Here is a 25,083-nt window from a genome sequence, read left to right as displayed (position 1 = left end):
CATGACCAACGGCACCGTCACCGAACTGCTGGCCCGCTCGAACCGGCTGGGCTCCGATCCCAAGAACACCAACTACGCAGGCGGCAACACCTCGGCCAAGGGCAGCGAGATCGACCCCGCCACCGGCAAGCCGGTGGAACTGTTGTGGGTCAAGGGTTCCGGTGGCGACCTCGGCACGCTGACCGAGAACGGGCTGGCCGTGTTGCGGCTGGACCGGATGCGCGCGCTCGTCGACGTCTATCCCGGCGTGGACCGCGAAGACGAGATGGTCACCGCGTTCGACTACTGCCTGCACGGTCGCGGCGGTGCGGCACCGTCGATCGATACCGCCATGCATGGCTTGGTCGACGCCGCCCACGTCGACCATCTGCACCCCGATTCCGGCATCGCGCTTGCCACTGCCGCCGACGGCGAAGCACTGACCAAGCAGATCTTCGGCGACCGCGTGGTGTGGGTGCCGTGGCGTCGGCCCGGCTTTCAACTGGGGCTGGACATCGCCGAGATCAAGCGGCAGAACCCGCAGGCCATCGGCACGATCCTCGGCGGCCACGGCATCACCGCCTGGGGAGACACCTCGGCAGAGGCGGAGGCGCGGTCGCTCGAGATCATCGAGACCGCCGAGCGGTACATCGCCGAGAACGGACGCGCGTATCCGTTCGGGACGCCGATGACCGGTTACGGCCCGCTGCCGGATGCCGAGCGCCGCGCCAAGGCCGCCGCGCTTGCACCGTTCATCCGTGGTCTGGCTTCGGCCGACAGGCCGCAGGTCGGCCACTTCACCGACGACCCGCGGGTGCTCGAATTCCTCGGCGCCAGTGAGCATCCCAGGCTTGCCGCGCTGGGCACCAGCTGCCCCGACCACTTCCTGCGCACCAAGGTCAAGCCGATGGTGTTGGATCTGCCCGCCGACGCGTCGATCGAGGACTGCCGCACCCGGCTGGCCGAACTGCACCAGGCCTACCGCGCCGACTACCAGGCGTACTACGACCGGCACGCCACCCCCGACAGCCCCGCCATTCGCGGAGGCGACCCCGCCATCGTGCTGATCCCCGGCGTCGGAATGTTCAGCTACGGCAAGGACAAGCAGACCGCCCGGGTGGCCGGCGAGTTCTACCTCAACGCCATCAACGTGATGCGCGGCGCCGAGGCGATCTCGACGTATGCGCCCATCGACGAGTCGGAGAAGTTCCGCATCGAGTACTGGGCACTTGAGGAAGCCAAACTCGCACGGATGCCCAAGCCCAAACCGCTGGCCACCAGGATCGCGCTCGTGACCGGAGCGGCGTCGGGCATCGGCAAGGCCATCGCCACCCGGCTTGCCGCCGAGGGCGCCTGCGTGGTGATCGCGGACTTGGACGCCGAAAAGGCAAGGACTGCAGCGGAAGAAATCGGCAGCAGCGACGTGGCGTTCGGCATCACCGCCGACGTCACCGACGAAACGGCAGTGCAGGCGGCCATCGACGCAACCGTACTGGCGTTCGGCGGCATCGACATCGTGGTCAACAACGCCGGACTGTCGCTGTCGAAGTCGTTGCTGGACACCACCGCCGCGGACTGGGACCTGCAACACAACGTCATGGCGCGCGGCTCGTTCCTGGTGTCGAAGGCCGCCGCACGGGCCCTGATCGACCAGGGCCTCGGCGGCGACATCATCTACATCTCTTCGAAGAACTCGGTGTTCGCCGGACCCAACAACATCGCCTACTCCGCGACGAAAGCCGATCAGGCACACCAGGTCCGGCTGCTCGCAGCCGAACTCGGCGAACACGGCATCAAGGTCAACGGCATCAACCCCGACGGCGTGGTCCGCGGGTCGGGCATCTTCGCCGGCGGCTGGGGCGCCAAGCGGGCGGCGGTCTACGGGGTGGCCGAAGAGGACCTCGGTCAGTACTACGCACAGCGCACCCTGCTCAAGCGCGAGGTGCTGCCCGAGCACGTCGCCAATGCCGCGTTCGCACTGTGCACGTCGGACTTCTCGCACACCACCGGGTTGCACGTCCCGGTCGACGCGGGTGTGGCCGCCGCCTTCTTGCGATGAGCGTCGGGCAAGTCGCGGCAGTCGACCTCGGCGCCACCAGCGGCCGGGTCATGCTCGCCGACGTCGGGCCACGGCACTTCGAGATGCGCGCGGTAGCACGGTTTCCCAACGATCCGGTGGAGCTGTGGAACGGCACCCGCCACGCAATGCACTGGAACCTGCCCGGCTTGTACTCGCAGATTCGGTCGGGGCTGTCGGCCGCGGCGAAGCAGTCGGACGATCTCGTCGGCATCGGTGTCGACTCGTGGGCCGTCGACTACGGGTTGTTGCGCGACGGCAGGCTGCTCGGCCAGCCACACCACTACCGGGATGCCCGCACCGCGATGGGCGTCGACCTGGTGCACGCCGAGGTCGGCGCCGCTGAGCTATACCGGCGCAACGGTATCCAGTTCCTTCCCTTCAACACCGTCTACCAGCTCGCTGCCGAGAAGGCCGACGGGCTGCTCGATCAAGCCGACCGGCTGCTGCTGGTGCCCGACCTCGTCAACTACTGGCTGACCGGTCGACTGGCCGCGGAGCGGACGAACGCATCCACCACCGCGCTACTGGGCGTCGACGGCGCCTGGGATCGCGACCTGATGCGCCGGCTTGGCATCCCCGAAACGTTGTTCTGCGACATCGTCGAACCGGGCAGCACGCTCGGCCCGGCTCTGCCAGGGCTCGGTCTCGGCGACCACGTCGAAGTGGTGTCCGTGGCCTCGCACGACACTGCCTCCGCGGTGGCGGCCATCCCGATGCAGCCGGATCGGGCGGCCTACATCTCCTGTGGCACCTGGGGTTTGGTGGGTCTCGAGCTCGCGGCGCCCGTGGTCACCGACGCCAGCCGCGACGCCAACTTCACCAACGAAGTCGGCGTGGAGGGCCGGATTCGCTTCCTGCGCAACGTCATGGGCACCTGGCTGCTCAGCGAGACGATGCGTCAGTACGAACGCGACGGCGTCCCCGCCGAACTCACCCAGCTGCTGCACGAGGCGGCCACGCTGCCCCCACCTACGCAAGTATTCGACACCGACGATCCGCGGTTCCTACCGCCGGGGGACATGCCGGGGCGCATCGCATCCTGGTACCGCGAGCGGGGCCTGCCCGCGCCGCAGGGCCGCGCCGCCATGGTCCGGGCCATCGTCGAGAGCCTGGCGGTGGCGTTCGCGTCGGCCGTGTCGGTCGCCGCCGAACTGTCCGGCGTCGACGTTCGGATGGTGCACATCGTCGGCGGCGGATCGCAGAACGAGCTGCTGTGCCAACTGACCGCCGACCGGCTCGGCCTCCCGCTACTGGCCGGACCCGTGGAGGCCACCGCCGTCGGCAACGTGCTGCTGACCGCCCGCGCCCGCCAACTCGTCAGTGGGGACCTGGAATCCCTGCGGGCACTGGTCGCCAACCGGTTTCCGCCCATCCGCTATCTACCGTCTGGTGCAATGGTGTCGTGGTGAGCATGCGGGAGGTGGCGGCGACAGCCGCCGTCTCCGTCGGCACGGTGTCCAACGTGCTCAACTCGCCCGACAAGGTGGCACCCGCAACCGTGGCCAGGGTGCATGCCGCGATCGACGAGCTCGGATTCGTCCGCAACGACGCCGCCCGCCAACTCAAGGCAGGCCGGTCCCGCAGCGTCGGGCTGGTGGTGCTCGACGTCGGCAACCCCTTCTTCACCGACGTCGCCAGGGCCGCCGAGCACCGGGCCGCTGACCACGACCTGACGCTGCTGCTGAGCACCAGCGACGAGGACGCTCGACGCGAACGCGCCTACATCGACGCCTTCGATGAACAACGGGTGTTCGGGCTACTGGTGTCGCCGATCGGTGACGACCTGAGCAGGCTCTCGATGCTGCGCGGCCGGGGGACACCCGTCGTCCTTGTCGACAGGGACGGGCGCGGCACGTCGTTCGACTCCGTCGCGGTCGACGACGCCGCGGGTGGCCGGCTGGCCGTCGGCCACCTGCTGGCCACCGGGCGCCGCAGGATCGCCTTCGCCGGCGGGCCCGCGGGGCTGCGGCAGGTCGACGACCGCCTCCAAGGGGCCCGGGACGCCATCGCGGAAGTGGCGGGCGCCCACCTCGAGGTGATCGAGACGCCAGCGCTGACGGTGCTCGAGGGCCGGGCAGCAGGGGAGCGGCTGCGCGAGCGGGCGCCCCGCGACCGGCCGGACGCGGTGTTCTGCGCCAACGATCTTCTCGCGATCGGCGTGCTGCAGGCGCTCACCCTGAGTGGTGGTGAGACGGTGCGGGTGCCCGACGACATCGCGCTGATCGGGTACGACGACATCGCCTTCGCCTCCTCGGCTGTAGTCCCGCTCAGCTCGGTGCGCCAACCCACGGCGGCCATCGGCGCGACGGCGATCGACCTGCTGGTCGCCGCCGCCGACGACTCGGACGGTCACGTCCCCGAGCACGTGGTGTTCCAGCCCGAGCTAGTCGTTAGGGCATCCACGGCGCCTCGAAAGTGAAGATATGTGCGATGTTTCGCGATTTATTCGCACACATGCGCACACTCGGCGCGGGGATTTGGCCTAACGCTCGACGATCAGCACGTCGAGAGTCCGCGGGCCGTGCACGCCCTCGACGCGGTTGAGTTCGATGTCGCTGGTGGCGCTCGGCCCGGAGATGAAGGTCAGCGGTCGCGCCGGGTCGAGCGCGGCGAATCCCTGCGGCACGGTGTCGACGATCTGATCGGTGAAGACCACGCAGATGTGATGGTCGGGTACCAGGGTCAACGCCCGACGCCCCTGCGCGACACCGCAATCCAGCACGATGGTGCCGGTGACGGCGATGCCGACCGCGCAGCCCGTCACGACGGCATCGACGGCGTCCAGGCGGTCGACCGGCAGCGGTGCGCCGGGTTCGTCGACCAGCACGTCGGCGCCGGCCACCCACTCCGGGGGTAGGTCGGCGGGCACCACGACGCGACCGCCAGACGGCACCAACGACAGCACGGTCGCGGCGATCGCAGAGGCCTCGACCCGCAACACCTGAGCGCGGTAGTCGTCGACGGTCTCGGCAAACCGGTCGACGTCACCACGTCCCCGCAGCGGCGAGCGCTCGTAGTCCCGCGGCACCACGACCGGGTCGGGCGGTGCGGACGCCAGCGCCGACCGGATCCGGTCCAGCATCACGGCTTTCGCGTTCATTGCGTACCTCCGTGGGTCCGCGTCCACCACTGCCGGAACGTCTCCTTCGGCGGTTCCGGCACGTCGCGGCTGGCGGTCCACTTTGACCCCGGCCACGGCAACATCGTGATGCGGTGATCGGAGTTCGAGACCGCGCGGCCCGCCGACAGCGCCTTCTCGGCGAGGGCGAAGCGCCGCGGCGATGCCATGGCCCACGCCGCCGTCTTCATCGCGACGTCCTGACCGCTCGGCAACCCGCCGCGTTCGGAGTCCACCTGCTTCCCCCGCAGATGCACCAGGATGGACGGGATGTCGATGCGTACCGGGCAGGCGTCGAAACACGCGCCGCACAGCGACGACGCGTACGGGAGTGAGGCGTTCGGATCGTCGTGGCCGGTCGTCCCGGTGAGTTGCGGCGACAGAATCGCACCGATGGGTCCTGGGTAGACCGAGCCGTAGGCGTGCCCGCCGGTGCGTTCGTACACCGGGCACACGTTCAGGCAGGCACTGCACCGAATGCAGTGCAGCGCAGCGCGTCCCACCTCGTCGCCGAGGACCGCGGTGCGGCCGTTGTCGAGCAAGACGAGGTGGAATTCCTGCGGTCCGTCGCCGGGATGCACCCCGGACCACATCGAGGTGTACGGGTTCATCCGCTCTGCCGTCGACGAGCGCGGCAGCAGTTGCATGAACACCTCGAGGTCGCGGAAGGTCGGCACCACCTTCTCGATGCCCATCACCGTGATCAGCGTTCGCGGCAGGGTCAGGCACATCCGGCCGTTGCCCTCGGACTCCACCACCGCCAGCGTCCCGGTCTCCGCGACACCGAAGTTCGCGCCGCTGATCGCGACCTTGGCGGACAGGAACTTTCGGCGCAGGTGCGTACGGGCGGCCATCGCCAGCACGCGCGGCTCGTCGGTCAGCTCACCGGCGTCGGGCATTTCGCGAAGGAAGATCTCGCGGATCTCGGCGCGGTTGCGGTGGATCGCGGGGACCAGGATGTGGCTGGGCTTGTCGTGTCCGAGTTGCACGATCAGCTCGGCGAGATCGGTCTCGACGGCCGCGATGCCCTCGGCTTCGAGGTGCTCGTTGAGCCCGATCTCCTGCGTGGCCATCGACTTGACCTTCACCACCTCGTCGGCGCCCGCATCGCGGATCAGCCCGGTGATGATCCGGTTCGCCTCGTCGGCGTCACGGGCCCAGTGCACGACGCCGCCGCGGGCGGTGACGTTGCGCTCGAGCTGCTCCAGCAGTTCCGGCAGCCGGGCCATCACGTCGGCCTTCAGCGCGCTACCGGCGGCCCGCAGTTCTTCCCAGTCCGTGCATTCGCCAACGGCGGTAAGGCGTTTGGCGCGGATGGTGCGCGTCGCGTGGCCGACGTTGCGGCGCATCTGAGTGTTGCGCAACGCCGTGCGCGCGGCCCGCGGAAACGACTCGTCGCCACGCAGGTTGCCGGTACCGGGCGTGCCGAGGAAGGTACTCACCGCGCGGCCACCGGAGCGTCGTCGGTGGAGGCCAAGATCTCGGCGAGGTGCACGGTGCGCACCCCGGACCGGATGCGGCTCAGCCCACCGCCGATGTGCATCAGGCATGACGAGTCACCGGCGCTGCACACCTCGGCGCCGGTCTCGATGACGTTGGCCATCTTGTCGGCGAGCATGGCGGTCGAGGTGTCGGAGTTCTTGATCGCGAAGGTGCCCCCGAAGCCGCAACAGGTGTCGGCGGCGGGCAACTCGACGAGTGTCATCCCGCGCACCTGGCGCAGCAGCTCAAGGGGTTTGTCGCCGACGCGCAGCATCCGCAGCGAATGACACGTCGGGTGGTAGGTGACGCGGTGTGGGTAGTAGGCACCCACGTCGCGGACGTCGAGGACGTCGATCAGCAGTTCGGACAGCTCGTACGTGCGCGCGGCGATCCGTTCGGCGCGCGCCGCGAGCTTCTCGTCACCCGCGCGACGGGCGACCATCGCGTGCTGGTGGCGCACCGAGCCGACGCACGACCCCGACGGCGCGACCACCACGTCGCACCCCGACCGTTCGAACACGTCGACGTGGTGACAGACCAGACCGGTTGCCTCGCTGAGATATCCGGTGTTGACGTGCATTTGGCCGCAACAGGTCTGCCCGTCGGGGAAGACGACCTCGTGGCCGAGACGTTCGAGGAGGTTGACGGTGGCTATGGCCGCCTGCGGAAACATCGCGTCGGCCAGGCAGGTCGCGAACAGGGCGATACGCATGGGTACTCCGGGAATTGCGGGCTGTGGTCTGACCACAGTACGTCGTGTGGTCCGACCACACCACCATCGGTCGCTATTGTTCACCCATGCGCGCGCACGAGCTGGTCCTGGAATGGATCGAGCAGAGCCTGTCCGACGGGGCGCTGGCGGTGGGTGACCGGCTGCCCGGGGAGCGCGTCCTGGCCGAGGATCTCTCCGTGGGCCGCTCCTCGGTGCGCGAGGCGATGCGCGTCCTCGAGGCGATGGGCGTCGTCCGCACCTCGGTGGGCTCCGGCCCGGAATCCGGCGCGATCGTCGTCGCCGACCCGACCACCTCGCTCGGATCGGCGCTGCGCCTGCACGTGGCGACCAGGCACCTGCCCATTCCGGACCTCGTCGATACCCGGATCCTCTTGGAGACCTGGGCACTGGCCCAGGCCGCCCAGCGGTCACCGCGCCCCGACCTAACAGACGTGCAGAACCTCCTCGACGCCATGGACGACCAGGCGCTCGAGCCCGAGGCGTTCCTCCTGCTCGACGCCGCCTTCCACGTCGCGATGGTCGGCCTGGCGGGCAACCTGGTGGTGGAGGCCATGATGGGCGCGTTGCGCGACTCGATCCACGGCTACGTGATGGCCGGCGTGCCTCTGCTCGACGATTGGCCCACGGTCGCGACCGGACTGCGCAGCGAGCACCGCGGCATCCTCGTCGCCGTGCGGCGCGGGCACGGCGCGAAGGCAGCCGAACTCGTCCAGGCGCACATCCGCGGATACTTCGATCTGATGCACGGCGATGAGTTTCCGGCGGGGCGGCAGTCCTAGGCGACGGGCAGCCGTTGCCCCTTGCGCAGCGTGTCCAGCAGTTCCCGGTACGGCCCGACCAGGTAGGCGGTATCGCCCGCCGTCAGTCGTGTGTCGCGGCGCGGATGCAGGCGGGGCGGTTCGCCCGCCGTGGTGATCGCGATGACGCGGGTCTGGGTGGACAGCTCGACCATGCGCATCCCATCCAGTTCGCTGCCCGGTTGCACCCGCACGCCACCGACCATGAACGAGCTTTGCCCCACCGAGAACGTGCCGAACACCTGCAACCCCATCGCGGCGCCGATGAACCACGGGGTCGCCAATTCCACTGTGGAGCGCACGAATCCGAAGTGGAACCGGTGCGCCACCGCGGCTCCCAGCGCCCGGTCGTAAACCCGCAATACCACCGGCACTTCGGGCCGGTCGACGTGCGGCGTCCCGTGGGGTACCAACATCTCGTGCAGGACGATCCCGGTCTCGATGTTGACGGTGTCGTCCTGCGTCAGCACCGCCACCGCGCGCGCTTCGTCGATGCGGGCCGACGCCAGCGTCTGCCGCAGCGTGGCGTCGCCGAAGATCACCGGGACGTCCAGTTGGGCCGCTGAAGACAGGTAGCGGTTGTCGTCGTCCCGTTCGATGACCGCCACGTCGTAACCGGCGGCCTTCAGGTCGCTGACCACCCGAATGCCGAACGAGCCGAGGCCGACGACGATGACGTGGTGTTGGAGGTCGCGCACGCGTCGCCGCCCCGCGGACTGCGCGATGCGTCGCGACAGCAGCAGATCGGCGATGAACGCCACCAGGATCGCCGTGGTGGTGACGCCGGCGAACATGAGTGCGATGCCCCAGATCCGTAGCCACGTCGGCTGTTCCATGAAGCTGAAGTCGCCGTACCCGACGGTGGCGATCGTCTCGGTGCTGAAGTACAGCGCGTCGATCCAGCCCATGCCCGGCGGGTGCCGATAGGCGTAGCGCAGCAGCACGGTCGCCCCGACCAGCAGGGTCATCGAGGCGCCGAGGGCGCGGTAGAACAGCGGGTTGATGTCCTCGCGCAGCGCCCGCAGCCCGTTGAGCATCCTGCGCAGCAGCGAGCGCCGAACGTGTTTCCTGGCGCTCGGTTTCGCGACTGCGATTCCCTGCGCAGCGAGCTCGTCGGCGGTACCGATCATCGCCGTCCAGTCGCCGGCCTGGACCGTCAGGTCGCGGCCAGGACAGGCCACCACCTCACCCGGCGTCGTCGAGTGCTCGCCGCGGATGACCGCAACGGGTGCGAGATCGCCGAACAGTTCGCGAAGAGTGGCGTCACGGGGCGCTGGCGTGCCGGAGACGACGAATTCGATGCCCGCGGCCGAGATCGTGTGGGTGGTGCGCGACAACAGCGCTTCCACCACCGACGGTGCCGCGAGATCGGCGACGTCGAGGATGGCGCCGGGCCCGTTGCCCTCCGCCATCGCTTCCCGCAGCACGTCGTTGGCCAGCCGGGCCACCACCCGAACCGTCGGATTCAGTTGCCTGGCCAACAGGGCCACCTCGAGGTTGAGGGCGTCGTCGTCATCGGCGCAGATCACGGCCGTCGCGCTCGTCACGCCGGCATCCGCCAGCCGCTCGGCGCCGTCGACGATCGTGACGTCGGTGCCGGCGGTCTGCAGCTCGTCGATGATCCGCAATCCCAACGGATCGTCCCCACAGACGATGATGTGCCCCTGCATCTGCAGCACGCTACTTCGGAAACCTTCGCCACGAGGGACGAAGATGGGTGCATGCCGACCAGTCCCAACATCTACGTCAAGGCGTGCATCAACGGAGCGCGCACCCCCGATCAGCATCCGAATCTGCCGGTCACGCCCGATCAACTGGCCGCCGCGGCGCTCCAGGCTCACCAGGCCGGTGCTCAGGCGGTGCACATGCACCCCAAGACCGCCGACGGCGTCGACTCGCTGCTGAGCGACGCGGTCGATGCCGCGGTGGCGGCCGTCCGCATCGCCGTGCCCGGCCTACCGCTGGGGGTGACGACGGGGTTTTGGGCGCTACCCGACGCCGATGCCCGGCTGCGCGCGGTCGACGCCTGGACGGTGCTGCCCGACTTCGCGTCGCTCAACTGGCACGAACCGGGATCGGAGGAACTCGCTCATCTGCTGCTGGACAAGGGGCTCGGAGTGGAGGTCGGTCTGTTTCACGCCGAAGCCGTCGCGTCGTGGGCGCGCTCCGACCTCGCGCAGCACTGCATGCGGGCGATGATCGAGCTGGGGCCCGACGCGGACGTCGCCGTCGCCGACGACATGGTCGAACGGGTCCTCGCCGTCGGCTCGCCGGCCCCGGTGCTACTGCACGGGCTCGACGAGAGTTGTTGGCCCCTACTGGAACACGCCGGTACCCGCGGCCTGCAGATGCGCATCGGCATGGAGGACACGCTCAAACTTCCCGACGGATCCGTCGCGCCCGACAATGCGGCGCTGGTTTCGGCGGCGGTGAGCCTGTTCAATCGGTAGGGGCAGCCAACGCGAAGTCGGCAAAGTCGAAGCCGGGCACCACGACACAACTCACCAGTGTCGGTTCGTCGTCTCGCGGGCGGGCCCGCTGCCAGTGTCCCGGCGGTACCAGTGCCTGCGGGCACTGTCCCGCGTCGATGTCGCTGCCGAGCAAAAGCGTTGTGGCCGACTCCTGTTCGGGCCCGACCTCCAACTGCAACGGGCTACCTCGGTGGTAGAACCACAATTCGGCACTGCGCACGGTGTGCCACGCCGACTGCTGACCGGGCATGAGCAGGAACAGGATGGCCGTCCCCGCGTTGCGCGGACCGGTGTAGTCGGGCGGCAGGGCGGACTGGGCGACCGTCAACTCGCTGCGCCACGTCTCCCGGAACCAACCGCCCTCCGGATGCGGTGCCAGGTTCAGTGTGCGAGCCCAGCCGGGAAGCTCCGTCATGGGTTCAGCCTACGTCGCGCAGACCCCTCAACCCGATAGTCTCGACGCATGTCTCGGCTGCGCCCCGCATGGTTCGTCGTGCTGTGCGCGCTGGTCCTGCTGGTCAGCGCGTGGCTGCCGTGGTTGACGACGAGCGCCGACGGCGGTGGCCGGGCCAACGCCATCGGTGGGAAGGTCGGACAGATTCCCGTGCCTCCGCCGGGCTTCGGAGTCGGACAACTGATCGTGCTGTTGTCGTCGGCCTTGATCGTGGCGGCGGCGATGGCTGCCCGCGGCTTGTCCGCTCGGATTGCTTCGACTGCGGCCCTGTCGATTTCGGTTCTGTTGACGGTGCTCGCGTGGTGGTACTTCCGGTTGTACGTCGCGGCGCCCATCGCAGCGGGATACGGCTGGTACGTGGGGGGCGTGGCCGTCGTCGTCGCCGTCGTTGGGTCCGTGCTGGCGATGGTCGCGGCATGGTCCGACGCGGGTCGACGCGCATGACCGGCTTCGTTGAACCGGTCGTGCTGACCGGGCAGCGCTGGGTGGCGCTCGAGCCGTTGCGCACCGATCACGTCACCGAAATCGCCGAAGCCTCGGCCGACGGGAACGTCGGCGCCCTGTGGTTCACCAGCGCGCCGTCTCCTCACACCGCTCGGGAGTGGGTCGATCTGCGGCTGGCCGCGCAGCATCCCGACACCGGCCTGACGTTCGTCGCCCGTGCGTTGGACGGTCGCGTCGTCGGATCGTCGAGCTATCTCAACGTCGACCCGCCGAACCGGCGGCTCGAGATTGGTGCCACCTGGTTCGCCGGATCGGCCCGGCGCACCGGGGTCAACACCGAGGCAAAGCTGCTGATGCTCAGCCACGCCTTCGACGAATTGGATTGCGTCGCCGTCGAATTCAGGACGCACTTCTTCAATACGACCAGCCGCACAGCCATCGAACGTCTTGGTGCCAAGCTGGACGGCGTGTTGCGCAGCCACCAGCTGCTGCCCGACGGGTCGCGGCGCGACACGGTCGTGTATTCGATCCTCGACGTGGAGTGGCCCGCGGTGCGCAACCACTTGCGGTTCCGGCTGGACCGGTGACGGCTGGACCGGTGACGGCTGGACCGGTGACGGCGCAGGCCGCCACCGGTCCACGTGTCGTTACTCGGAATCGACGGTCGTCGGCTCGATCGACTTCTGCGTTCCGCCGTGGGCGATCTCGATCTTGCGCGGCTTGGCCTGCTCCGCGAGCGGGATCGTCACGGTGAGGACGCCGTTGTCGTAGGTCGCCGAAATCGCGGAGGCGTCGATGCCGTCACCGAGCGACAACTGCCTGCGGTACTTGCCGAAGAAGCGCTCGTTGGCCAACCACTGCACCGAGTCCTCACCGCGGGCGGTGCGGTGAGCGGAAATGGTCAGCGTGCCGTTGTCGACGTCGATTTCGACCGAGCCCGGGTCGACACCGGGGAGATCGGCGGTCAGGACGTAGTGGTCGTCGACCTTGAGCAGGTCCATGGGCATGAACCGTGGACTGCGTTGTGATCCGGTCTGGCCATTCAGCAAGCCCCGGGTCAACACGTCAAGGTCACTGAACGGATCAAAACGAAGCACAGCAATGCACCTCCCTTTGTCGAGTCAGAAGCCCGCCACCCTGGCGGGCAGCCAATCACTGTGCACTTCAAAATTTAGCACTCTCATGCGGAGAGTGCCAGACCGGTTCATCGCGTTTCGATGGCTGATCCGGCGAGCTTCTCCGCGCACTGATCGCAGGCGAGCACGGCGTGGAAGGGGTTGCCGCACACCGTGTGCCGGAGCAGCACGGCTGGGCCTTCCGGCGCGCTGAACCACCGCTGCGCCCACTGCAGCGCGGTGATCAGTATCGGAAACACCGCACGGCCCTTCTCGGTCAGCAGATACTGGCCACTCCTCGACTCCAGCACGCCGCCCGCGACGAAGATCTGCAGGCGGTCGGTGAGCGAGCCCGGTGGCGCGCCCAGCTGGCTGGCGAAGTCACCGAACCGGGACGTGCCGACGAACGCCGCGACCAGCAACGCGAATCCCCATCGGTTGCCGAGGATGTTCATGGTCTGCGGAAACGGGCCGCGGGCACCGGAGGTGGACCGCCGCCTGGTCGATTCCACCGGCATGGACCGCGCCCAAGAGCCGCTGGGTCCCCACGTCGCCTGGACGTCCTTCTCGGTCACGGGTTCGGTGCAAGCGAGGCAGGTCACGAGCGGTGTGAAGTCGGCCCCGCACGTGACGTGGTGCATCGCGGGCAGACGGTCGACGTGCTCGGGCACCCAGCGGCGTTCCCAGTTCCAGATCGACGTGAACACCGGCCACAGTGACCGGCCGCGCGGCGTGAGGAGGTATTCGTGCCGCGGCGGTCTGGCCTGATAGCTGCGGCGGACCAGCAGCCCGTCGCCGGTCATCGCGGCCAGCCGGTTGGTGAGCGTCGCATGCGAGATCGGCAGGCGGGCAGCGAAGTCGGCGTAGCGAGTGACGCCGAGCAGCGCCTGCTGGGTGATCAGCAGCGTCCATTCGTCGCCAAGCAGGCCGAGCATCCGGCCGACCGCATTGACCTCGGCCCCGCTCACCTACAGCCCGATCGCCTCGGCGGCCGAGTCCGTCGTGCGCCAGCGCCGCAGCTCCGAGCCGGGTGCCCAGGTCGAATGCGTGCCGCTGGAAACCCGTTCCGGCAGAGCCAGTTTGCACACCGGACCGTCGCCGACCCGGGCGGCGTCGAACACCAACGCATACGACGCGTCGTCGTTCATGTCGGTGGTGATGGTGACGAGATACCCGTCGTCCTCACCACGACTGCCCAGCCGCGGCGCCATCGCCGTCTCGCTGCCGTAGACGCCGTCGCCGAACCCGAAGCGTTCCTCGGTACCGGTCTTCAAGTCGTGCTTGACCAGACCGTCGAACAGGAACCACCCGGGCTTGCCCGTCGCGGCATACGCGTAGCGGTAGGCGCCGCCGGCATACGCCGCGTTGATCATCCCGAATTCGGTGATGCTGTCGGACAATTGCTCCTCGCGCACCCCGCCCGTGACGAGGTTGAAGCGCCAGCGGTGCAATCGGGCCTGCATCCGGTCGAGGGCCAGAAACCGGAAGGCCCGTTGCCACTTGTTGCCCATGCCGTTGTCGGCCGGTTCGGGGTCGCCCTGGAAGAACCCGTCGAGCACGATCTCGTCGCCGTCCTCGTAGGCGTTGGTGAAGTGCAGCACGTAGGTGGGGTCGGCTTCGAACCACCGGATCTCGCCCGCGCCGCCGCGCCGCGGAACGACCGCGAAGCGCGAGGGCATGTCGCGGTGGAATCGCGCGACGTGGGCGTTGCGCTCCAGGTATTCCGGCTGCCAGAACAACGGAAAGTCGTTGAGTATCACGTAGTTCTCGGTGAACGCCATGTCGTGCGGCAGGCGCGGACCGGGCAGTGGCACGTCGACGTAGTGCACCAGTTCGTTGTTCGCGTCGACGACGCCGAAGTGCATGAAGGGCGCCTGCTTGCCGTAGTTGAAGAACAACAGTTCCCCGGTGCGGTCATCGACCTTGGGGTGCGCGGAGACGCCCCAGTCGAACGGGAAGGCCCCGCCCCAGTCCTGCTTGCCGAGCGTGGCACCCGAGTACGGGTCGACGCGGTAGAGATCGCCGCACTGGTAGAAGCTCGTCAGCGCGGTGCCGCGATGCACGGTCACGTCGGTCGACGAGGCGTCCTTCATCAACGTCCGTGCGCCCCAGCCGTAGTCGCGGCGCGCCAACTCGACGGGTTCGGCCAGCCCCGGCCACAATGGGCCGCCCGCTTCGTTCTCCGCGGCGAATCCGTCGGTGCGGATGAACCTGTTGCGGTAGAAGGCCTTTCCGTCGCGGAAGCCGACGACGTGGATCATGCCGTCACCGTCGAACGGGTGGTACGCCTTGAGCGCAGGGTGCAACGGGTTCTCGGTGTTGCGCAGGTAGACGCCGTCCAGGTCGGTGGGGATCTCGCCGGCGACGACGGTCAGGTCGTCGGCGTCCCACTCGGTGGTCTGCGGGCGCCACGGCCGGGTGCGGTAGGGGTGGTCGTCGTCGTCGGGCAGCGTCGACAGGAACTTGCCCACGATCTCGGTATGCATCTACGCCTCCGTCACGACGAAGCTGACCGTCGTTGCCGTGCTGCCGCCGAAGTTGAGCGTGCCGAATGTGCGCGCCCCGTCGACCTGGTACCCGCCCGCGGTTCCGCTGACTTGTTTGGCGGCGTCGAGGAGCATGCGGACCCCGGTGGCGCCGACGGGATGGCCGCCACCGATCAGCCCGCCACTGGGGTTGACCGGCAGCCGGCCGCCGATCGCGATCTCGCCGTTCTCGATGGCCTTCCACGATTCGCCGGGCCCAGTCAGTCCGATGTGGTCGATCGCGAGGTACTCGCTCGGGGTGAAGCAGTCGTGCACCTCGAAGCCGTCGAGATCACCCAGCGAGACCCGGGCGCGCTCGAACGCGTCGAGCACGGCCCGTCGCACGTGCGGCATTACGTACGGGTCGTCGGTCGAGCGGTCCAGTTTCTGCTGCAGGCCCAGGCCGACGGTCCGGTGCCCCCAGCCCTCGATGCGCCCGATCGGCCGCGCGCCGGGATGCTCGCGCAGGTAGTCATCGCCGACCAGGACGAGGGCCGCGCCGCCGTCGGTCATCTGGCTGCAGTCGAACCGGCGCAGTCGCCCTTCGACGAGGGGGTTGGTGGCGTCGTCGTCGGTCAGGGGGTCCGGGACGGTCCAGGCGCGGGTCTGGGCGTTGGGGTTGGCCCGGGCATTGGCGAAGTTCAGTTGCGCGATGGCCCGCAGATGCGCGTCGTCGATGCCGTAGCGGCGGTCGTACTCGTCGGCGACCCGGTCGAACATGTAGGGCCAGACGAACTTGGCGTCCTGGCCTTCGTGCCCTGCCCAGGCGGCAGCTCCGAGATGCTGGGCGGCGGTGTCGCCCGGCACTGTCTTCTCCAACTCGATGCCGACGACGAGGGCGGTGTCGTACGCGCCGGAGCGAAGGTCCGCGATTGCGGCCAGGACGGCGACGCTTCCGGAGGCGCAGGCCGCCTCGTGCCGCGCGGACGGCGTGTTCCACAGGCCGTCGACCACGCTGGCAGGCATGGCTCCAAGGTGCCCCTGAGCTGCGAACATCTCACCGAACGCGTTGCCGACGTGGACGACGCCGATGTCGGCGGCGTCGATCTTGGCCGCCTCCAGCGTGGCCGTCACGACGTCGGCCGTGAGGTCCGCGAAGTCGAGGTTCTCGCGCGTCAGATTCCGCGCGAAGTCGCTCTGGAAGCCGCCGAGGATCCACACGTTCGAGCCACCCATCACTGCACGGTACTTCAACTAACAGAGTGACTGAAGAAATCTCGGAAAACTCGTGCAAAAAAGTGTCGGACCGCGGGCCCGTCCTACCTCTCACCTGTATGAGAAGGACACCGGATATGAGAACGACGACCTACGACATCGTCGACCGGCTGCACGCCAGGCGCGCGGCGCGGGTACCGGGTCAACGCATTGCGGCCACGGTATCCGAGTGGCTCGCCGAACTCGGGGTACACAGCCCGATGACCGAGGACCTGGCCCGCGCGACGTGCGCCGGCGACTGGCCCAAGGTGCACGCCATCAGCGACTGGCTGTCCGTCGACATCACCGTCGCGGCGTGAACGGCCTTACCGGCTCTATTCTGAACCGGCAAGACCTAGGCGCGCTTGGATGTGCACCGCCAAGCGCACCTATGCACGAGCATTTCCCGCATACCGGTGCCACAAACGGGGGATCATGCAGTTATGACAACGCAGAACCACGATCTTGCTCTCCGCATGGCGGAGCTGGCTCGGTCCATCGCGTTGCGCAGTGTCAATGACGTACTCGCCGACGTCACGGCGGCCGCCAAGATGCTGATTCCGGGTGTGGACCTCGCCGGCATCCTGCTCGTCGGGAAGAACAACACCTTCGAAACCGTGGCGCCCACGTCGGACCTGATGTACCAGCTGGACAAGCTGCAGATGTCCTCACTCGAGGGACCGTGCGTCGAGGCGGCGCTGGACGAAATCGTGGTGCGGACCAACGACTTCAGCCACGAGGAGCGCTGGCCGACGTACTCGCCTGCCGTCGCCGCGCTGGGGGTGCGCAGCGGTTTGTCGTTCAAGCTGTACACCGCCGAACGCACGGCCGGGGCGCTGAACCTGTTCGGGTTCGAGCCCCACGCGTGGGATACCGAGGCTGACACCGTCGGCATGGTGCTGGCAGCGCACGCGGCGGCCGCGATCCTGGCCAGCCGGGAAGGCGATCAGCTCCAGTCGGCATTGTCGACGCGTGACAGGATCGGCCAGGCCAAGGGCATCATCATGGAGCGGTTCGGCATCGACGACGTGCGTGCCTTCTCCATGCTGCGCCAGCTGTCACAGGACACCAACACCAAGCTCATCGACGTCGCGCAGAAGGTCATCGACACCCGGGGGACGTGAGCATCGCGGTCACTCCGGACAGCAGTGTCCCGACGAGGTGGGCGCGACGTTCAGGGCGGGGTTGCGGTCGAAGAATCCCACCGGCTTGAGCTTGAACCCGGCGTAGTCCACGGGCATCACCGGCCAGTCCTCGGGACGTGGGAAGTGCGTCAGCCCGAAGGTGTGCCACACGACGATGTCCTCCCCGTCGACGCTGCGGTCACCGGCGGTGAACGCCGGCAACCCGGCCTGCCCCGGGTGCTGATTGACGAAGTCGCCCGCTGAATAACGTTGCGTCTCGTCGTACTGGGTCACCCACAGGTGCTTGGTGGCGAATGCCGCCCGTGCCGCTATCGAGCTCGACGGATCGGCGAGCAGAACCGGCTGACCTTCGGGATGAAGCGCGTAGCCGACGTTCTGGCCGAGGTAGTTCTGCTTGGTCGGGTTGGTGATGTGCCACACCCGGGCCTTGAGATTGTCCGCGATCCGCTTGGCGGTGGACTCGGACGTGAGCTTGGTCTTCTGGCAGCGAAACGCGTTGCCCCAGGGGTTGTTCGGCCCCATCGGCTCGGGGACGGCGTCGACTTCCTCCACGATGTTGACGTTGCCGTCGACCGCCATGTCCAGCCGCGCCGAGAACAGGTGCTGGTGGAACGGTGCGCCGAGTCCCGGCGCCATTTCGGTGGCGAACCCGTCCTGGCCGCGGTAGGCAGAGGTGAACACGATGCCGGTGGCCTTGGCCTCCAATTCGATGGTGCCGTCGAGATACAGGTACCAGTAGAACCCGTAGTCGTAGTTCCCGATGGTCAGGAAGAAGGAAATGACGAGTCGACGCGACCGACGCGTCTCCGCCATGCCGTTGAACATGTCGGTGTGCTTCCACAGCACGCCGTAGTCCTCCTCGTGCAGGCAGATCGCGTTCTTCATCACCCGGGGGTGGCCCTGCTCGTCGGCGATCACCGCGTCGAAGTACTGGATCTCACCCAGGCAGTCGCAGCCCAGTTCGAGGGAGTTGGTGTAGCGGCCGAACAGGTACTCGCCCTGGTCGAAGTAGTTCTGCCAGTAGCGCACCGGCGACGGGTCGGCGTACGGCACCACCATCTCCGCGATCGATGCACGGTAGATCACCGGACGGTCGGCGATGGAAAGTTGGTGCAGGGTCAACCCCTCGCGCACGTCGAAGCCGAACCGGAATTGCCAATCCGCCCAGGTGATTTCGTTGCCGTCGACGGTGAAGCTCGCCCCTTCCGGCTGAGTGATCTCGATGGGCTTGAGGTCGGTGCGCTCGGCGGACGCGTGGGGGGCGGCGTTCCACTCGCCGCGCTGCGCAGGGACCTTCAGCTCGACGTCGTCGATCACCGTCGTGACGCGGCGCTCGGTGAGGTTCACGTAGGCCACCACGCCGTCGATCGGGTGTGCCCATGGCAGATCCGCTTCGTCGTCCTGGAAGAACGCCAGGACACGCACCATGCGGTGCCCGACCTCGCCTTCGTGCCCGAACACGCCCGCGGACAACGGAACAGCGCGTACCTTGGCCGGGTCGATGCCCCGCCGGCTCATCGCGGCGAGCCAGTCGGCGCTCTCGAGCAGGAATCCTTCGATGTCCTCGAACTCCTCGTCGAGAATCGGGACGTGCCCGTCGGTGGTGGAGTCCACCCGGGTGGCGCTGACGATCTCGCGGCTGGTGACCGAGACGATCAGATCGTCACCGGCGCCGGAGGCGCGATCGAGCAGGATCACCCGAACGCGGCGCTCGACCGGATCGCCCGTGACGAAGCGCTGGACGGTCGACTTGCTGGGCTCTTGCAGGCCGACGAACACGAACCGGGTGTCCTCGCCGATCAAGCCGGCCTCGTCGATGACGGCACGGGCGGCCGCGACCTCGTCGGCGGTGAGCGTCGAAAGTGGATGGGCGGGAGCGACGTTCAAATCAGGGGTGGTCTGCGTCGAAGCGCCGTGTGCGGTGATGGTCATCGTGCCGACTCCTTGTCGAGGGTGGGGGTGGACGCTGTGTGTTGCTCGGGCCGGGCCGCGTGGGGACGAAGCAGTGCGACGGCGACTCCGCCCGCGAAGGTGCCCAGCAGGACGACGCCGATGATGTAGGCCAATGTGGTCGAACCGCCCACCAGCAGCGGCAGGTTGATGACGGTCATGTACAACAGCACCGCAAGACCGACCAGCCCGATGCTGGGTGCGATGACGGTCTTCCACCGGCTCGTCTCGCAGTCCGAGCGACGGAAGAACACCAGTACCGCGATGGACGTCAACACCATCAGTGCGACGATGCCCACCGACGACACACCGGCGAACCAGGCGAACACCTGAGTCACCGGGTCCAGCCCGGCGAACGCCGCTGCCGCGACCAGAACCAGTGCCGACACGGTCTGCACGGTCGAGGCGATGTGGGGTGAGGAGTGCTTGGCGTGCGAGCGCCCGACCAATGCCGGCAGCGCATTGCTGTTTCCGAGCGAGAAGATGTAGCGGGCCAGCACGTTGTGGAAGCTCAGCAGCGCTGCGAAGAGGCTGGTGATGAGGAAGATCTGCACGAGGTCACCGGCCGCGGTCCCAACGTACTTCGTGGCGGTCTCGGTGATCATGCCCTCGGGGTTCTCGGTGGCCAGCGCGACGGCGCCCTCGTCACCCCATGCGCTGACCAGCGCCCAGCTCGACAGTGCGTAGAAGCCGCCGATGATCAGCAGCGCCAGGTACGTCGCTCGCGGGATGGTGCGGGACGGGTCCCGCGCTTCGTCGCGGAACACCGCGGTGGCTTCGAACCCGATGTACCCGGCGACGGCGAAGATGAGCGCGATTCCCGGTGCGCCAGAGAAGAATTGGCCCGGATTGAACATCGTGGTGGACAGGCCGGCCTCGCCACCGCCCTTGATCACGACGGCCGCGTCGATGACGAGCACGATGCCGACCTCGCACACCAGCAGGACGCCGAGGACCTTGCCTGACAGGTCGATGTGCCGGTATCCCAGCACCGCGACCACGACCATCACGGCCAATGCCCAGGCGTACCAAGGCAGTTCGGGACCACCGTGCGAGGTGACGAAGTCGTTGACGGCCGCGCCGATGTAGCCGTATACCGCCCCTTGCACGGCGGTGTAGGACAGCAGGGCGAGGAATGCCGCACCGAGTCCGGAATGCCTGCCGAGCCCCTGGGTGACGTAGGTGTAGAAGGCACCGGCACCAGGGATGTGCTTGGCCATGGCGGTGAATCCGACGGCGAAGAACAGCAGGATGACCGTGCAGACGAGGTAGGACGCGGGGAACGCCGCGCCGTTGCCCGCCGAGATGCCGAGGGGCACGGTGCCGGCGATGACCGTCAACGGCGCGGCCGCGGCCACCACCATGAACACGATGGCGGCGGGGCCGAGCTTGCCTGCCAGGCGGTGCGACGGTTCGGCGCCGACATCCGGGGCGCCGGGGGTGGTCTGCGTAGTCATGTGCGTTCCTTCGGGAAGGGGATGGGGAGGTCTAGAGCGCGATGTTGATGGACTTGGACTGGGTGTACTCGCTGATGGCGCCCTCTCCGAGCTCGCGTCCCCAGCCGGACTGCTTGTATCCGCCGAACGGCAACGCGGAGTCGAATGCGTTGTGGCAGTTGATCCACACCGTGCCCGCCTTGATCTGCGCGGCGATCTGATGGGCACGGGAAATGTCCCGCGTCCACACGCTGGCGGCGAGGCCGAACGGGGTGTCGTTGGCCGCGGCGCGAACGCCCTTCTCGCGGTTGAACGGCACCGCGACGGCGACGGGTCCGAAGATCTCCTCCTGGTACACGCTGAAGTCGGACTCGACGTCGACGAGGAGGGTGGGCTCGACGTAGAAGCCGGTGTCACCGTGGCGGCCGCCACCGGACAGTGCGCGGGCACCGTCGGCGATGCCGGCGTCGAGATACCCGGTGACCTTGTTGAGTTGTTCCTCGGAGATCAACGGGCCGATGTCGTTGGACGGGTCGAGGCCGGGTCCGATCTTGCGGCTCTTCGCGAAATCCGCGACTCCTTGGGTGAATTCGTCGAAGACGCTGTCTTCGACGAGGAGACGCGTGCCTGCCGTGCAAGCCTGACCGTGGTTGAAGAGGAAGCCGCCGGCGACGCCGGGGATGGCGGCTTCCAGGTCCGCGTCGGCGAATACGACCTGGGGACTCTTGCCGCCGAGCTCGAGCGAGACCTTCTTCAGATTGCCGGCAGCCGCGTGCACGATCTTCTTGCCGACCTCGGTCGACCCGGTGAACGCGACCTTGTCCACGTCGTCGTGCGTCGACAGCGCGGCGCCCACGTCGGCGAACCCGGTCACGACGTTGACGACTCCATCCGGGACCCCGGCGTCGGCGATGATCTCGGCGAGCAGCAGCGCCGACAGCGGCGTCTGCTCTGCTGGCTTCAAGATCATGGTGTTGCCGCAGGTCAGGGCTGGTGCGAGCTTGAAGGCGGCCATCACGAGTGGGAAGTTCCACGGGATGATCTGCGCGCATACGCCGACGGGCTCCCGCAGGGTGTAGGCGTGGAACTGGCCACCGGGTGCCCACGGGACGGATACCGGGATGGTGCGGCCTTCGATCTTCGTGGCCCAACCGGCGTAGTAGAAGAAGATCTCGGCGGACCACACGACGTCGACCGCGCGGGCGACCGCAACCGACTTGCCGTTGTCGATGGATTCGAGCTGCGCGAACTCGTCGGCATGGTCGAGGATTCCCTGACCGATGGCCCACAGGATGCGTTGGCGCGCAGCGGGTGTGATCGTGCGCCACGGCCCGTCTTCGAAAGCGGTACGGGCCGCGGCGACGGCGCGGTCGACGTCTTCTGGTGCTCCGTGCGGGACCGTGGTGATCACCTGGCCGGTCGCGGGGTCGACGGTGTCGAACGCCTTGCCCGAGGCGGCATCGACCCAGTTGCCGCCGATCAGCATCTTCTTCGGCCGGGAGATGAAGTCGACGACCTTCTTCTCAAGGGTCCACGGCAGTGTTGCAGTCACGACGGTCTCACCTTCGTATGAAAATGGTTCTGGCAGAATGTGTTCGAAGTGGATATCGGGTCGCTCCGGTATGCTCGGATCTGACGATAACGCTGCGCGTGGCCTGCGTCACCGCGAAATTCGATTGGGAATTTCCTTGCCTCGCATTCTCATTCGAGATCGAAGCCGGCATTCTCATTTGGATGGCGGCATCACCGCTGCCCACGCCGTCGCGCGCGGCGTAACCGGTGGAGTGACAGTCGGAGGGGGACGTGAATTCTCATTTGAAAACCCTCGGAACTTAACGTCCGAACGTCACTCGAACGGTTCGAACTTCGATACCGTCAGCCGTCGTGGGATTACGCTAGCGACCCGCGGGATGTGAGGTGATCGGTTGGCCGGCCAGAAGCACGAGATCAGGACCACCTCACCGGTGGCCGGCCTGCGGCGGGCGCAGTTGACGTTCGTTCAGGTGCTCGGTCAATCCGTATCGGCCGTCGCGCCGTCGGCGGTCATGGTGACGTTGCCCGCGCTCGTCATGCCGGAGGCAGGCCGCGCGACCATCGCCGTCTTCTTCGCCGCCGCGCTGCTCATGACGGCGGTGGGTTACTGCATCGGACAGTTCACCTCGCGGATGGTCGCGGTGAGCGGGTTGTACAGCTACGTGGTCAAGGGCCTCGGTGCCGCCCCCGGGTTCGGTGCGGGCTGGTCGTTGGTCATCGGATACGCCGCCGCGGCAATGGCCAGCGTGCTCGGTGCGGCAAGCTACCTGGGCGCCTTGGCCGGCAGGCTCGGTCTGACCGGTGGGACTCCGTCGACGTCGCTCCTTGCCGCTGCCGTCGGGCTGCTCGCCTTGGCGTTCATGGTGCGTGGCATCCAGTTGTCCGCCAGGGTGTCGCTGGCGATCGAGCTGTTCGCGATCGTCGCCGCTACCGCGGTGTTGATCGTCGCGTTCGTGCAGGCCTCGGTGACCGGTGGCGGGGTGACGCCCGAGCCGGACGGACCAGCCACCGGCTCCGCGATCGGGTTCGGTCTACTGATCGCGATCACGTCGTTCGTCGGGTTCGAAAGCGCGGGCACCGTTGCGCGGGAGGCCCGCAACCCGCTCGTCGCGGTCACGCGGGCGATCAGGTGGACGCCGATAGCGGTCGGTGCGCTGTACGTCCTTGCCGCGGCGCTTCAACTTCCCGGCACCGTTGGTGGCACGGGCAACTCGTTCGTTCTCGTTCTGTCACTGTCTGATTCGGCGGGCACCGGGGCATCGGTGCTGTCGATCCTCATGGAATTGGGCATCACGGCGTCCTGGTTTGCCTGCGTCATCGGGTCGACGACGGCGCTGTCCCGAACGTTGTTTGCGATGGGACGCGAGGGCGTGCTGCCGCGTGTCCTCGGTCGAACGCACGAACGCTTTCACACCCCGCACTTCGCCTTGTGCCTCGCGATGCCGGTGATCGTGGCGGCACCCGTTGCGGCTCTCGTCGCCACGGGGTCGAGCAGAGACGCGATGCTTGGGCTGCTGGCGGTGTCAGCGCACGGATACGTCATCGCCTACATTCTGGTCGCCGTCGCTGCCCCTGCATTCCTTCGCCGCATCGGTGAACTCTCCCGGATGCCGGTGATCGTGGGCGTATCGGTGTCCGGCGCCCTCGTGGTCCTGGTCGGGTGGGCGGCGCTGTCGCACACCTACCTTGCCGGGGCAGCGACGTGCATCTACGTGGGATGGCTTGCCATTGGCATGGTCACCTTCGCGATTCGAGCTCGACGCGATCGCGGTCTGCTCGGCCGGATGGGCGTTTACGACGAGCCCGTCGCGGACGACCTTCTCGGTGCATACCGGCCGTGGGAGGTGCGCCGGTGAACCCTGGCGAGAACGCACTGTCCGGACGCCAGCCCAAGGCCGTAGAAAGCGCGTTGCGCGTGCTCGATGCCGTAGCCCGCAATGGCCAGGGCGTCACGGCCAAGGACATCGCCGCCAGTCTTGCGATGCCGTCCGCGACGGTGTATCGACTGCTGACGATCCTGGTCGGGGAAGGCTATCTGGTCCGGCTGCCTGACCTGTCCGGATTTGCTCTGGGGCAAAAGGTTTCGGCACTGGTCGATGCAGCGGTCCAGCCGGTCGTCTGCACCGCTGCGCGAAACGCGATCGCCGAGATGCGGCTCTCCGTCCGGTTCGGGGTCCAACTCTTCTACTACACCAACACCCAGGTTCGAGCCGCCGACACCGATCCGGAGTATCCGCCACCCGTCGACGTCACGGTCGTGAACGCCCACCTGTACGCCAGTGCGGTCGGGAAGCTGCTCCTGGCGGAGAAGGCGGACCCCGATGCCACCGTCGCGGTGGCGACGATGCGTGCGATCACGTCGCGCACCATCGTCACGAAGAGCGACCTGCGCAGCCACCTCGATCTGGTTGCCGGACAGGGTTATGCGACACAGGTCGGCGAGCTGAGCGAGGATTCGGTCTGTCTGGCGGTCCCGGTGCGGGCTCCGCATGGGACCCTGGTGGCCGCGGTCGCCCTGACCGGTCACGTCGACCACCAACACCTGATCGCCAAGCAGGTGGAGCATTTGCAGGCTCTGGCGTCGACGCTCTCGCCGCTACTGGCGTAGGCGGCCGGAAACTCGTGCG

Annotated in this window: 23 protein-coding genes; 11 read left to right on the top strand and 12 right to left on the bottom strand. The window is 67.8% G+C overall.

Translation table 11 applies throughout. The features are described 5' to 3' along the window. The first annotated feature begins 1 nt into the window (after position 1). The 3 genes from N536_RS0107025 to N536_RS0107015 are packed head-to-tail and all read left to right on the top strand — an operon-like array spanning position 2 to position 4,478. The gene (locus tag N536_RS0107025) at positions 2-2,038 is read left to right on the top strand and encodes a bifunctional rhamnulose-1-phosphate aldolase/short-chain dehydrogenase (protein ID WP_029112968.1); all 2,037 of its coding nucleotides are present in this window, start codon (positions 2-4) and stop codon (positions 2,036-2,038) included. Beyond that, positions 2,035-3,468, top strand: a complete 1,434-nt coding sequence (locus N536_RS0107020) for a rhamnulokinase family protein (protein ID WP_029112967.1) — start codon at positions 2,035-2,037, stop codon at positions 3,466-3,468. Before N536_RS0107025 ends, N536_RS0107020 begins: the two co-directional genes overlap by 4 nt. A 2-nt stretch (positions 3,469-3,470) precedes the next feature. Continuing rightward, positions 3,471-4,478, top strand: coding sequence for a LacI family DNA-binding transcriptional regulator (locus N536_RS0107015; protein WP_029112966.1), 1,008 nt, complete (start codon positions 3,471-3,473; stop codon positions 4,476-4,478). Positions 4,479-4,541: 63 nt separating this feature from the next. Here N536_RS0107015 and N536_RS0107010 read toward each other — a convergent pair whose 3' ends face one another. The 3 genes from N536_RS0107010 to N536_RS0107000 are packed head-to-tail and all read right to left on the bottom strand — an operon-like array spanning position 4,542 to position 7,371. After that, positions 4,542-5,159, bottom strand: a complete 618-nt coding sequence (locus tag N536_RS0107010; RefSeq protein ID WP_029112965.1) for a lactate utilization protein C — start codon at positions 5,157-5,159, stop codon at positions 4,542-4,544. Further along, the gene (locus tag N536_RS0107005; protein ID WP_029112964.1) at positions 5,156-6,619 is read right to left on the bottom strand and encodes a LutB/LldF family L-lactate oxidation iron-sulfur protein; all 1,464 of its coding nucleotides are present in this window, start codon (positions 6,617-6,619) and stop codon (positions 5,156-5,158) included. Before N536_RS0107005 ends, N536_RS0107010 begins: the two co-directional genes overlap by 4 nt. Further along, positions 6,616-7,371 carry a (Fe-S)-binding protein gene (locus N536_RS0107000; RefSeq protein ID WP_029112963.1) on the bottom strand — a complete coding sequence of 252 codons (756 nt, stop codon included), beginning with the start codon at positions 7,369-7,371 and terminating at the stop codon, positions 6,616-6,618. The genes N536_RS0107005 and N536_RS0107000 overlap by 4 nt, the downstream gene beginning before the upstream one ends. 86 nt (positions 7,372-7,457) lie before the next feature. Between N536_RS0107000 and N536_RS37625 the strand changes: the two genes are divergently transcribed. Further along, positions 7,458-8,171 (top strand): FadR/GntR family transcriptional regulator, encoded by a 714-nt coding sequence (locus tag N536_RS37625; protein ID WP_051574301.1) that lies wholly within the window; start codon positions 7,458-7,460, stop codon positions 8,169-8,171. On the opposite strand, the gene N536_RS0106990 is transcribed toward N536_RS37625, so the two are convergent. Continuing rightward, on the bottom strand, positions 8,168-9,859 hold the full coding sequence (locus N536_RS0106990; protein ID WP_029112962.1) for an NAD-binding protein: 1,692 nt from the start codon (positions 9,857-9,859) through the stop codon (positions 8,168-8,170). The genes N536_RS37625 and N536_RS0106990 overlap by 4 nt on opposite strands. 51 nt (positions 9,860-9,910) lie before the next feature. On the opposite strand from N536_RS0106990, the gene N536_RS0106985 reads away from it, so the two are divergent. After that, positions 9,911-10,639 carry a 3-keto-5-aminohexanoate cleavage protein gene (locus tag N536_RS0106985; RefSeq protein ID WP_029112961.1) on the top strand — a complete coding sequence of 243 codons (729 nt, stop codon included), beginning with the start codon at positions 9,911-9,913 and terminating at the stop codon, positions 10,637-10,639. Here N536_RS0106985 and N536_RS0106980 read toward each other — a convergent pair. Further along, on the bottom strand, positions 10,629-11,075 hold the full coding sequence (locus N536_RS0106980) for a cupin domain-containing protein (protein WP_029112960.1): 447 nt from the start codon (positions 11,073-11,075) through the stop codon (positions 10,629-10,631). The genes N536_RS0106985 and N536_RS0106980 overlap by 11 nt on opposite strands. Before the next feature lie 48 nt (positions 11,076-11,123). Here N536_RS0106980 and N536_RS0106975 point away from each other — a divergent pair, with 48 nt between their 5' ends. Further along, a complete protein-coding gene (locus tag N536_RS0106975; RefSeq protein WP_029112959.1) occupies positions 11,124-11,558 on the top strand; it encodes a hypothetical protein in 435 nt (144 codons plus the stop codon). Next, positions 11,555-12,145, top strand: coding sequence for a GNAT family N-acetyltransferase (locus tag N536_RS0106970; RefSeq protein WP_029112958.1), 591 nt, complete (start codon positions 11,555-11,557; stop codon positions 12,143-12,145). The genes N536_RS0106975 and N536_RS0106970 overlap by 4 nt, the downstream gene beginning before the upstream one ends. 60 nt (positions 12,146-12,205) lie before the next feature. Here N536_RS0106970 and N536_RS0106965 read toward each other — a convergent pair whose 3' ends face one another. The 4 genes from N536_RS0106965 to N536_RS0106950 all read right to left on the bottom strand — a co-directional run bounded on the left by N536_RS0106965 (position 12,206) and on the right by N536_RS0106950 (position 16,374). Continuing rightward, a complete protein-coding gene (locus N536_RS0106965) occupies positions 12,206-12,655 on the bottom strand; it encodes an Hsp20/alpha crystallin family protein (protein ID WP_029112957.1) in 450 nt (149 codons plus the stop codon). Between the two features lie 107 nt (positions 12,656-12,762). Continuing rightward, a complete protein-coding gene (locus N536_RS0106960; protein WP_036435806.1) occupies positions 12,763-13,608 on the bottom strand; it encodes a helix-turn-helix domain-containing protein in 846 nt (281 codons plus the stop codon). A 33-nt stretch (positions 13,609-13,641) separates the two neighbouring features. Next, positions 13,642-15,159, bottom strand: coding sequence for a carotenoid oxygenase family protein (locus N536_RS0106955; protein WP_029112955.1), 1,518 nt, complete (start codon positions 15,157-15,159; stop codon positions 13,642-13,644). Further along, a complete protein-coding gene (locus N536_RS0106950) occupies positions 15,160-16,374 on the bottom strand; it encodes an acetyl-CoA acetyltransferase (RefSeq protein ID WP_036435719.1) in 1,215 nt (404 codons plus the stop codon). Between the two features lie 116 nt (positions 16,375-16,490). Between N536_RS0106950 and N536_RS0106945 the strand changes: the two genes are divergently transcribed. Both N536_RS0106945 and N536_RS0106940 read left to right on the top strand, forming a co-directional pair. Then, complete coding sequence (locus N536_RS0106945; protein ID WP_231514445.1) at positions 16,491-16,712, top strand: hypothetical protein; 222 nt, start codon at positions 16,491-16,493, stop codon at positions 16,710-16,712. A gap of 123 nt (positions 16,713-16,835) precedes the next feature. Next, a complete protein-coding gene (locus N536_RS0106940) occupies positions 16,836-17,516 on the top strand; it encodes an ANTAR domain-containing protein (protein ID WP_029112952.1) in 681 nt (226 codons plus the stop codon). Between the two features lie 9 nt (positions 17,517-17,525). On the opposite strand, the gene N536_RS0106935 is transcribed toward N536_RS0106940, so the two are convergent. The 3 genes from N536_RS0106935 to N536_RS0106925 are packed head-to-tail and all read right to left on the bottom strand — an operon-like array spanning position 17,526 to position 22,409. Continuing rightward, positions 17,526-19,469: a primary-amine oxidase gene (locus N536_RS0106935; protein WP_036435717.1), complete on the bottom strand. Its 1,944-nt coding sequence runs from the start codon at positions 19,467-19,469 to the stop codon at positions 17,526-17,528. Then, positions 19,466-20,944 (bottom strand): APC family permease, encoded by a 1,479-nt coding sequence (locus N536_RS0106930; RefSeq protein ID WP_029112950.1) that lies wholly within the window; start codon positions 20,942-20,944, stop codon positions 19,466-19,468. The genes N536_RS0106935 and N536_RS0106930 overlap by 4 nt, the downstream gene beginning before the upstream one ends. A gap of 31 nt (positions 20,945-20,975) precedes the next feature. Then, complete coding sequence (locus tag N536_RS0106925; protein WP_369798404.1) at positions 20,976-22,409, bottom strand: aldehyde dehydrogenase family protein; 1,434 nt, start codon at positions 22,407-22,409, stop codon at positions 20,976-20,978. A 439-nt stretch (positions 22,410-22,848) separates the two neighbouring features. Between N536_RS0106925 and N536_RS0106915 the strand changes: the two genes are divergently transcribed. Further along, positions 22,849-24,312 carry an APC family permease gene (locus N536_RS0106915; RefSeq protein ID WP_029112948.1) on the top strand — a complete coding sequence of 488 codons (1,464 nt, stop codon included), beginning with the start codon at positions 22,849-22,851 and terminating at the stop codon, positions 24,310-24,312. Then, positions 24,309-25,064: an IclR family transcriptional regulator gene (locus N536_RS0106910; protein WP_029112947.1), complete on the top strand. Its 756-nt coding sequence runs from the start codon at positions 24,309-24,311 to the stop codon at positions 25,062-25,064. The genes N536_RS0106915 and N536_RS0106910 overlap by 4 nt, the downstream gene beginning before the upstream one ends. The last annotated feature ends 19 nt before the right edge of the window (positions 25,065-25,083 follow it).

It is taken from the genome of Mycobacterium sp. URHB0044, from assembly GCF_000620625.1.
Taxonomy (GTDB): Bacteria; Actinomycetota; Actinomycetes; order Mycobacteriales; family Mycobacteriaceae; genus Mycobacterium.
Note: the sequence above shows the minus strand (reverse complement) of the source record. Positions and strands in the feature narration are given on the sequence as shown.